General features: G+C 70.8%; 10 protein-coding genes and 1 pseudogene. 5 read left to right on the top strand and 6 right to left on the bottom strand.

Annotated elements, in window-relative coordinates; all coding sequences use genetic code 11:
* From HW578_RS19085 to sdhC, 5 genes are all read right to left on the bottom strand, one after another.
* The coding region (locus HW578_RS19085) for a hypothetical protein (protein ID WP_198372301.1) at window positions 1-265 on the bottom strand (265 nt) is incomplete at its 3' end.
* 10 nt (window positions 266-275) lie between these two features.
* Window positions 276-1,058: a succinate dehydrogenase iron-sulfur subunit gene (locus tag HW578_RS19090; RefSeq protein ID WP_198372302.1), complete on the bottom strand. Its 783-nt coding sequence runs from the start codon at window positions 1,056-1,058 to the stop codon at window positions 276-278.
* Between the two features lie 11 nt (window positions 1,059-1,069).
* Window positions 1,070-2,881: a succinate dehydrogenase flavoprotein subunit gene (sdhA, locus tag HW578_RS19095; RefSeq protein WP_198372303.1), complete on the bottom strand. Its 1,812-nt coding sequence runs from the start codon at window positions 2,879-2,881 to the stop codon at window positions 1,070-1,072.
* Between the two features lie 99 nt (window positions 2,882-2,980).
* Window positions 2,981-3,373, bottom strand: a complete 393-nt coding sequence (gene sdhD / locus HW578_RS19100) for a succinate dehydrogenase, hydrophobic membrane anchor protein (protein ID WP_198372304.1) — start codon at window positions 3,371-3,373, stop codon at window positions 2,981-2,983.
* A gap of 5 nt (window positions 3,374-3,378) precedes the next feature.
* On the bottom strand, window positions 3,379-3,825 hold the full coding sequence (gene sdhC / locus HW578_RS19105) for a succinate dehydrogenase, cytochrome b556 subunit (protein ID WP_198372305.1): 447 nt from the start codon (window positions 3,823-3,825) through the stop codon (window positions 3,379-3,381).
* A 372-nt stretch (window positions 3,826-4,197) separates the two neighbouring features.
* Between sdhC and HW578_RS19110 the strand changes: the two genes are divergently transcribed.
* From HW578_RS19110 to HW578_RS19120, 3 genes are read left to right on the top strand one after another with little or no spacing between them, the layout of a single operon-like run.
* Window positions 4,198-5,421: an MFS transporter gene (locus tag HW578_RS19110; RefSeq protein WP_198372306.1), complete on the top strand. Its 1,224-nt coding sequence runs from the start codon at window positions 4,198-4,200 to the stop codon at window positions 5,419-5,421.
* 16 nt (window positions 5,422-5,437) lie between these two features.
* The gene (locus HW578_RS19115; protein ID WP_198372307.1) at window positions 5,438-6,082 is read left to right on the top strand and encodes a trimeric intracellular cation channel family protein; all 645 of its coding nucleotides are present in this window, start codon (window positions 5,438-5,440) and stop codon (window positions 6,080-6,082) included.
* Window positions 6,079-6,948, top strand: coding sequence for a DMT family transporter (locus HW578_RS19120; protein ID WP_198372308.1), 870 nt, complete (start codon window positions 6,079-6,081; stop codon window positions 6,946-6,948). Before HW578_RS19115 ends, HW578_RS19120 begins: the two co-directional genes overlap by 4 nt.
* Here HW578_RS19120 and HW578_RS19125 read toward each other — a convergent pair.
* On the bottom strand, window positions 6,932-7,957 hold the full coding sequence (locus HW578_RS19125) for an aspartate-semialdehyde dehydrogenase (protein ID WP_198372309.1): 1,026 nt from the start codon (window positions 7,955-7,957) through the stop codon (window positions 6,932-6,934). The genes HW578_RS19120 and HW578_RS19125 overlap by 17 nt on opposite strands.
* A 196-nt stretch (window positions 7,958-8,153) precedes the next feature.
* Here HW578_RS19125 and pqqA point away from each other — a divergent pair, with 196 nt between their 5' ends.
* Together pqqA and HW578_RS19135 are read left to right on the top strand one after the other, a co-directional pair.
* The gene (pqqA, locus tag HW578_RS28485; RefSeq protein ID WP_198372310.1) at window positions 8,154-8,231 is read left to right on the top strand and encodes a pyrroloquinoline quinone precursor peptide PqqA; all 78 of its coding nucleotides are present in this window, start codon (window positions 8,154-8,156) and stop codon (window positions 8,229-8,231) included.
* 68 nt (window positions 8,232-8,299) lie between these two features.
* Window positions 8,300-8,401, top strand: a pseudogene (locus HW578_RS19135) (pyrroloquinoline quinone biosynthesis protein B); the annotation flags it as partial.

Here is an 8,401-nt window from a genome sequence, read left to right on the forward strand (position 1 = left end):
CCTGGCGCAGCGCCGTGGCGGGGTCGGGCAGGGGGGCGCGTTCGCGCAGGTGCAGCAGCGCATCCTGCGGCAGGCGGTCGCGCAGCGCCTGCAGCCCGCCCGGGCCGGGCGCGATCGCCATGACCCAGTCGGCGCCGGCCTGCCGGCCCGCATGCAGCAGCGGCACGGCATGGCCGCCGGACCAGGCGGTGAGAAGGCGGCGCGCGCCCGGGGCATGGCGCGCGAGAAGGCCGGTGATGTCGCGGACCGTGGGCGGCGGGCTCACCGCCCGCCGCTCAACCCTGGCGCTCCACCATCAGCTTCTTGATCTCGCCGATCGCCTGCGCCGGGTTGAGCCCCTTCGGGCAGGTCCGGGTACAGTTCATGATGGTGTGGCAGCGATAGAGCTTGAACGGGTCTTCGAGCGCATCGAGCCGCTCGCCGGTGGCTTCGTCGCGCGAGTCGGCGATCCAGCGATAGGCCTGCAGCAGCACGGCGGGGCCGAGGTAGCGGTCGCCGTTCCACCAATAGGACGGGCAGGCGGTGGAGCAGCAGAAGCACAGGATGCATTCCCACAGCCCGTCGAGCTTCGCGCGTTCCTCCTTCGACTGCAGGCGCTCGCCATCGGGCGGCGGCGGCGTGTCGGCCTTGAGCCAGGGCTCGACGGAGCGCAGCTGCGCGTAGATCTGCGACAGGTCCGGCACCAGGTCCTTCACCACCGGCATGTGCGGCAGGGGCGAGATGCGCACGTCGCCCTTCACTTCCTCGATCGGCTTGAGGCAGGCCAGCGTGTTCAGCCCGTCGATGTTCATCGAGCAGGAGCCGCAGATGCCCTCGCGGCAGGAGCGGCGGAAGGTGAGGGTGGAATCGACTTCGTTCTTGATCTTGATGAGAGCGTCGAGGACCATCGGCCCGCACTGGTCGAGGTCGATCTCGTAGGTATCGGTGCGCGGATTGGCGCCGCCATCCGGGTCCCAGCGGTAGATGCGGAAGGACCGCACGTTCTTCGCGCCCGCGGGCGCGGGATAGGTGCGGCCCTCGCCGACCGTGGAATTCTTCGGAAGCGTGAAGGTGGCCATCGGTCGGTTCCTTAGTAGACGCGCGCCTTGGGCGGGAAGACCTGCACCTCGTTGGTGAGGGTGCGCATCTTCACGTCGCGGTAGTCGAGCTTCACGGCGTACTTGTCATCCACGCGCGCGAGCGTGTGCTTCATCCAGTTCTGGTCGTCGCGGTCCGGATGGTCCTCGTGCGAATGCGCGCCGCGGCTCTCGTGGCGGGCATCGGCGCCGTGGATGGTGGTCAGCGCATTGCCGATCAGGTTGTCGAGCTCGAGCGCCTCGACCAGGTCCGAGTTCCAGATCAGGGAGCGGTCGGCGATCTTGATGTCCGAATAGCCCGCGGCGACCTTGTCCATCTTCTCCACACCCTCGCGCAGAAGTTCCGTGGTGCGGAACACCGCGGCGTGGGTCTGCATGGTGCGCTGCATGTTGAGGCGCAGCTCGGACACGCTGGTGCTGCCCTTGGCGTTGCGCACGCGATCGAAGCGGTCGAGCGAGGCCTCGCCCGCCTTGGGCGGCAGCGGCGGCTGGGAGGCACCCGGGCGGATCGTCTCGGCGGCGCGATGCGCCGCGGCGCGGCCGAACACCACGAGGTCGAGCAGCGAATTGGTGCCGAGCCGGTTGGCGCCATGCACGGAGACGCAGGCCGCCTCGCCCACCGCCATCAGGCCAGGGACCACGCGGTCCTGGTCCTTGGCGGTCGCGTTCAGCACCTCGCAATGGATGTTCGTGGGGATGCCGCCCATGTTGTAGTGGACCGTGGGCAGCATCGGGATCGGCTCCTTCGTCACGTCCACGCCGGCGAAGATCTTCGCCGTCTCGGAAATGCCGGGCAGGCGCTCGTGCAGGATGTCCGCGCCCAGGTGCTCGAGATGCAGGTGGATGTGGTCCTTGAGCGGACCCACGCCGCGGCCCTCGCGGATCTCCATGGACATGGCGCGGGAGACCACGTCGCGCGAGGCGAGGTCCTTCGCCGTGGGCGCATAGCGCTCCATGAAGCGCTCGCCCTCGGAGTTGGTGAGGTAGCCGCCCTCGCCGCGCGCGCCCTCGGTCACCAGGCAGCCGGAGCCGTAGATGCCGGTCGGGTGGAACTGCACGAACTCGTTGTCCTGCAACGGCAGCCCGGCGCGCAGCACCATCCCGCCGCCATCGCCCGTGCAGGTATGCGCCGAGGTGCAGGAGAAATAGGCGCGCCCGTAGCCGCCGGTGGCGAGCACCACGGTCTGCGCGCGGAAGCGGTGGATGCTGCCATCCTCGAGGCACCAGGCGGTCACGCCGCGGCACACGCCCTCATCGTCCATGATGAGGTCGAGGGCGAAATACTCCACGAAGAACTCGCAGTTATGCTTCAGCGACTGCTGATAGAGCGTGTGCAGGATGGCGTGGCCGGTACGGTCCGCCGCGGCGCAGGCCCGCATCGCGGGTTCCTTGCCGTAATGCGTCATGTGGCCGCCGAAGGGGCGCTGGTAGATCTTGCCGTCCTCGGTGCGGGAGAACGGCACGCCGTAGTGCTCGAGCTCGATGATCGCGGGCACCGCCTCGCGGCACATGTATTCGATCGCGTCCTGGTCGCCGAGCCAGTCCGACCCCTTCACGGTGTCGTACATGTGCCAGCGCCAGTCATCCTCGCCCATGTTGCCGAGCGCGGCACCGACGCCGCCCTGCGCCGCCACGGTGTGGCTGCGCGTGGGGAAGACCTTGGTGATGCAGGCGGTCTTGAGCCCCGCCGCGCCCATGCCGAAGGTCGCCCGCAGCCCGGCGCCGCCGGCGCCGACCACCACCACATCATAGGTGTGGTCCACGATGCGGTAGGCGCCGTTGGAAGGCTTGCTGATCGCGTTCATCGCACCCGTCTCATCCGTTCCGCGCGGCGGGGAAGATGCCCTCCGGCCCGCGCCGTGTTCCTCATGCCACTTGGGCGTTCCCCAGCATCCCGCCAGGGCTCACACGGCAATCCGCAGTACCGCCAGCGAACCCGCCAGCCACAGCAGCGCGCAGATGCCCTTCACCGCCAGCAGCGAGCCCATCCGCGCCATCTCGCCGCGCACGTAATCCTCGATCACCACCTGCAGCCCGGACGCGGTGTGGTGGAAGGCCGCCGCCAGGAAGGCCAGCAGCAGCACGGCATTGAACGGGCGGCCGATCCAGGCGGTCGCCTGCTGCCAGGTGCTGTCCGGCATCCGCGCCAGGCTGAACACCAGCCAGAGGGTCAGCGGCAGCAGGGCCACCGAGGTGACGCGCTGCATCCACCAGTGATGCGTGCCTCCCTTGGCCGAGCCCATGCCGCGGGCGCGGCCGAGCGGGGAGCGAAGCGTGCGGAGCGTGGGCTGGGACATCGCACTCAGATCCAGGTAACGAACAGGATGAGCCAGGTGAGCACGGTCAGCCCCGCCGTGCCCATCAGCACCATCCGTCCGGTGGCATAGGTGGTCGGCAGGTCGAAGCCCCGCCCGCTGTCCCAGTAGAGGTGCCGCAGCCCCGCCAGAGTGTGGTACCAGGCCGCTGCCGTTAGGGCCATCAGGCCGAGGATCCCGAAGAGGGACCCGAAGAACCACTGCGCGCCGCCGAACGACGCCTCGCCGGAGGCGGCGGAGGCAAGCCACCAGACCAGGAAGACCATGCCGATGGACCACACGACGCCCGTGATGCGGTGGGTGATCGACAGCGCGCTGGTCATCTGCAGCATGTCGTAGGCTTGCAGGTGTGGCGACAGCGGGCGGCGGACGAGCGAGCCGTCCGAACGGCGGCCGACCATCACGGCCTCCCGCACATCGGTAGTCTTGGACATGGGTCCGAACTCCAGGCGGCCGTGTGTCCCGGCTCCCGTGCCGGGAACCGCGGCCTTGAACGGGCGCCTTTGTATGGTGCGGCGCGGCAGAGCGTCAAATCTGCCTGACGCTGTTCCATGCCCAGACGGACGGCGCGCGCCGCGCCGGTCGGTCGGAGAAGACCCAGGCCCCGCACCGTCTGGCGGCCGCCACACGCCGCGCGATCCGGCCGCACGCCGACCCGGGGCGGGGGGACCGGGGCGATGCTCCGCGTCATTCGCATGGCTGCATTGTAACCCGGGGCGGGCGTTGACGGGACAGCACCATGCGCCCAGCGTCGGGAGGCATGTCATCCTGGGTGAGATGCGCCACGCACGCCACACGGGGCCGAGATGACCGCCGCTGCCACCGCGCCCACCAGCCAGGACGCCCGCATCATCGCGCTGATCGGCACCGGGCATTTCCTGTCGCATTTCTACGTGCTGACGCTGCCGCCGCTGTTCCTGCTCTGGCGCGCCGAATTCGGCGTGTCATTCGCCGAGCTCGGCCTCGCGGTGGCGCTGATGTCGGGAACCACGGCGCTGCTGCAGACCCCGGTCGGCTTCCTGGTGGACAGGCACGGTGCGCGGCCCTTCCTGGTGGGCGGCACGCTGCTGATGGCGCTGTCGATCTCGGCCATGGCCTTCGCGCCGGGCATCTGGGCGATCTGGCTGCTGGCGATCCTGTCGGGCGTTGGCAACAGCGTGATCCATCCGGCGGACTACGCCATCCTGGCGGGGTCGATCGACAAGAGCCGCATGGGGCGCGCCTTCGCGCTGCACACCTTTACCGGCAACCTCGGCTTCGCGCTGGCGCCGCCGGTGGTGGCACTGCTCGCGGAACTCATGGGCTGGCGCGGGGCGCTGCTGCTGGTTGGGCTGCTCGGCGTGCCGGTGGTGGCGGCCATCCTGGTCCAGTCGCGCATCCTGCGGGACCAGGCCAAGCCCGCGAAGACCGGGGACGAGCCCTCGGGGCGCGAGATCCTGCTTTCGCGGCCGATCCTGCTGTTCTTCGGCTTCTTCATGCTGTCCTCGATGGCCGGGTCGGGCATCCAGGCCTTCGTCATCACCGTGCTGGGCAAGTTGTGGGGCACGCCGGTGGCGGTCGCCTCCATGGTGCTGACCGGCTACATGGTCGGGGCCACGGCCGGCACGCTGGTCGGCGGCTGGATCGTGGACAAGACCAAGCGCAACCTGATCGGCTTCGTGGTGGTGCTGACCATGGTCGCGATCGCCATGATCCTCGCCCTGGGCCTGCTGCCGATTCCTGAACTGCTGCTGCCGGTGGTCGGGCTGGTGGGCGGGCTCGCGCTTGGCGCCTCGCGCACGCCGCGCGACGTCATGCTGAAGGATGCCGCGCCGCCGGGGCAGGTCGGCAAGGTCTTCGGCTTCGTCTCCTCGGGCCTGCCGCTGGGCGGTGCGATCACGCCGGTGCCGCTCGGCTTCGTCATCGACATGGGCTACCCGCAGCTGGTGCTGCCGGTGGTGGCCGGGCTGCTGGCGGCCTCGCTGCTCTGCGCCGGCTCTGCGCAGGCCGAGGCGCGCAGCCGGCGCACCGTGCCCGCACCGGCCGAATAGGGCGCATCGCGCCGGCGTGGCCTATTTCGACGATCTTCTCGCAGCGCTGACCTGGGCGGCGGTGGCGGTGCTGGCGGTGGCGGGCGCGCTGTCTGCCTCGCGCAAGCAGCTCGACCCGGTGGGCTTCATCCTGATCGCGTGCCTGTGCGCCTTCGGCGGCGGGACGGTGCGCGACGTCATCCTGAACCTGCCGGTCTTCTGGCTGAAGGTGCCGGGCATGGTGGGGCTGGCGGCGGGACTCGCGCTGCTGGTGTTCTTCACCGCGCATCTGGTGGAACGCCGCTTCGTGGTGCTGCTCTGGGCCGATGCGGTGGGGCTCGGCCTGTTCGCGGTGCTGGGGGCGGAGGCCGCGCTGCGCGCCGGCGCCAGCCCCTGGGTCGCGGTGCTGATGGGCACCATCACGGCCACCTTCGGCGGGCTGCTGCGCGACATCGCCTGCGCCGAGGTGCCCCTCATCCTGCGCCGCGAGATCTACGCCACCGCCGCGGCGCTGGGGGCGCTCACCTTCGTGCTGCTGCACGAGGCCGGGCTCGGGCGCGTGGCGGCGATCTCGGCCGGCGGGCTGCTCGCCTTCGGGGCGCGCGCGGCCGCCATCCTGACCGGCTGGTCGCTGCCCTCCTATCGCGCGCGGCCCGGGCGCGACTACCCGGACCGGCGATGAGCCAACCCACGCTCGCGGTGCTGCTGACGTTGGCGGCGGGGCTGCTCTACACGCTGGGCTACGCGCTGGCGAAGATCATGTCGGCCACGCTGGATCCGGTGCAGATCACCTTCCTGCGCTCAGCGCTGGTGCTCGCGGGCTGGGGGCTGTGGCTCGCGGTCGCGGCCGATCCGGGCGGGGCGGTGCGCCGGCTGCTCGCGCCACCGCGTGCGATGGACCAGCGCCTCGCTGCGGCGATGCTGATCTTCTCCACCTGCCTCGCCGTGCTCGGCTATTCGCTGGTGCCGGTGACCGAAGCCTCCGCCCTGGGGTTCACCGCGCCGATCATCCTGGTGGTGCTGGGCGCGCTGGTGCTGCGCGAGAGCGTCGCGCCACGCCGCTGGGTGGCCGTGGCGCTGGGTTTCGCCGGCATGCTGGTGGTGGTGCGCCCGGGCGGGGAGTTGTTCACCTGGGCGGCCGCCGTGCCCGTGGCGGCCGCGCTGACCTATGCGCTGTACCAGGTGATGACGCGGCGCATCCGCGGCGCGGCGGATGAATGGGACGCGACGCTGCAGGGCGCGCTGGCCGGCGTGGTGCTGCTGGGCCCTGCCATGCCCTGGCTGTGGCGCGCGCCGGGTGCCGCGGACATGGCGCTGGCGGTGCTCTACGCCGCCGTGCAGACCGCCGCACTGCTGTGCATCGCCGGCGCGGTACGCCGGGCCGAGGTCTCGGGCCTCGCGCCGTGGCATTATTCGCGCATCGTCTTCGCGCTGGGGCTCGATGCGCTGCTCTTCGCGCGCCTGCCCGGCGCCTGGGCGATCGGCGGCTGCGCGCTGATCGCGGCCGGCGGGCTGGTGCTCGCCTGGCCTGCTAGGCGGGGGCGATGATGCCGTTGCGCAGCGCCAGTTCGGCGATCTGCACCGCGTTCAGCGCCGCCCCCTTGCGCAGGTTGTCGCCGACGCACCAGAAGGCGAGGCCATGGGGCACCGTCGGGTCGCGCCGGATGCGCGAGACGAAGACCGAATCCTCCCCGGCGATCTCGATCGGCGTCGCGTAGCCGCCATCCTCGCGGTGATCCATCACGGTGATGCCCGGTGCCTCGCGCAGCGCGTCGCGCGCCTGCTTCTCGGTGATCGGGCGCTCGAATTCCACATGCACCGCCTCGCCATGGCCGATCATCACCGGCACGCGCACGCAGGTCGCCACCACCTGGATGTCGGGGTCGAGGATCTTGCGCGTCTCGACCGCCATCTTCCATTCCTCCTTCGTCGAGCCGTCCTCCATGAAGGCGTCGATATGCGGGATGACGTTGAAGGCGATCGGCTTGGTGAACTGCTCCGGGGTGGGCGGGTCGTTCACGAAGACGCCGCGGGTCTGGGACCAGAGCTCGTCCATCGCCTCCTTCCCCGCCCCCGAGACCGACTGGTAGGTCGCCACCACCACGCGCTTCACCTTCGCGATGTCGTGCAGCGGCTTGAGCGCCAGCACCATCTGGATGGTCGAGCAGTTGGGGTTGGCGATGATCCCGGTCTTCGGCCGCGAGGCCAGCACGCGCCCGTTCACCTCGGGCACCACCAGCGGCACGCCGAGCTGCATGCGGAACTGGGAGGTATTGTCGATGACCAGGCACCCCGCGGCGGCCGCCCGCGGCGCATGCACCGCCGAGACCGCGGCACCGGGCGAGAACAGCCCGAGCGCCGTGCCCGCGAAGTCGTAGCGGTCGAGGTCGCGCACCTTCAGCACGGTCTTCTCGCCGAAGGAGATCTCGGCCCCCGCCGAGCGCCCGGAGGCCAGCGCCACCACCTCGTCCACCGGGAAGCGGCGTTCGGCCAGCGTCTTGATGATCTCCCGCCCCACCGCGCCGGTGGCGCCCACGACCGCGACCTTCATTGCCATCACCCCTGTCCCCGACGGACGCGCGCGGCCAAAGCGCCGCCACGGGCGCCGCGTAGAGCATTTTCCCGCCGGGCGGAAATGCGCGGGCCTGGCCGGGGGCGCCGGGAGGCCTGCCGGCCCTTGACCGCCGGGCCGGCCCGCACGACCTTGGCGGCAGCGCCGCACCTCCGCGGCGCCCGCAACTGGGAGTGACATCATGGCCTGGAAGAAGCCCCGCGTGACCGAAGTCTCCGTCGCGATGGAGATCAACTGCTACGCCTGCGCCGAGGCCTGAGGCCCGGACCGGACTGACCCCGGGGCCTGTCGCCCCGGGTTTTCCAGGGAAGAATCGTCAAGGTGTCGCTGCGCGCCATCGTGCTCGGCGCCGCGGCAGGCGGCGGGTTTCCGCAATGGAACTCGGCCGGGCCCGGCTGCCTGCGCGCCCGCGCCGGCGACCCCGCCGCG

The sequence above is a fragment of the Roseomonas rosulenta genome (assembly GCF_016106005.1).
In the GTDB taxonomy this organism is placed as follows: domain Bacteria; phylum Pseudomonadota; class Alphaproteobacteria; order Acetobacterales; family Acetobacteraceae; genus Neoroseomonas; species Neoroseomonas rosulenta.

What these genes read in the sequence shown, in the direction of transcription:
- HW578_RS19090 (WP_198372302.1), bottom strand. Translation starts at nt 1,058, where the DNA reads ATGGCCACCTTCACGCTTCCGAAGAATTCCACGGTCGGCGAGGGCCGC.
- sdhA (WP_198372303.1), bottom strand. Translation starts at nt 2,881, where the DNA reads ATGAACGCGATCAGCAAGCCTTCCAACGGCGCCTACCGCATCGTGGAC.
- sdhD (WP_198372304.1), bottom strand. Translation starts at nt 3,373, where the DNA reads ATGTCCCAGCCCACGCTCCGCACGCTTCGCTCCCCGCTCGGCCGCGCC.
- sdhC (WP_198372305.1), bottom strand. Translation starts at nt 3,825, where the DNA reads ATGTCCAAGACTACCGATGTGCGGGAGGCCGTGATGGTCGGCCGCCGT.
- HW578_RS19110 (WP_198372306.1), top strand. Translation starts at nt 4,198, where the DNA reads ATGACCGCCGCTGCCACCGCGCCCACCAGCCAGGACGCCCGCATCATC.
- HW578_RS19120 (WP_198372308.1), top strand. Translation starts at nt 6,079, where the DNA reads ATGAGCCAACCCACGCTCGCGGTGCTGCTGACGTTGGCGGCGGGGCTG.
- HW578_RS19125 (WP_198372309.1), bottom strand. Translation starts at nt 7,957, where the DNA reads ATGGCAATGAAGGTCGCGGTCGTGGGCGCCACCGGCGCGGTGGGGCGG.
- pqqA (WP_198372310.1), top strand. Translation starts at nt 8,154, where the DNA reads ATGGCCTGGAAGAAGCCCCGCGTGACCGAAGTCTCCGTCGCGATGGAG.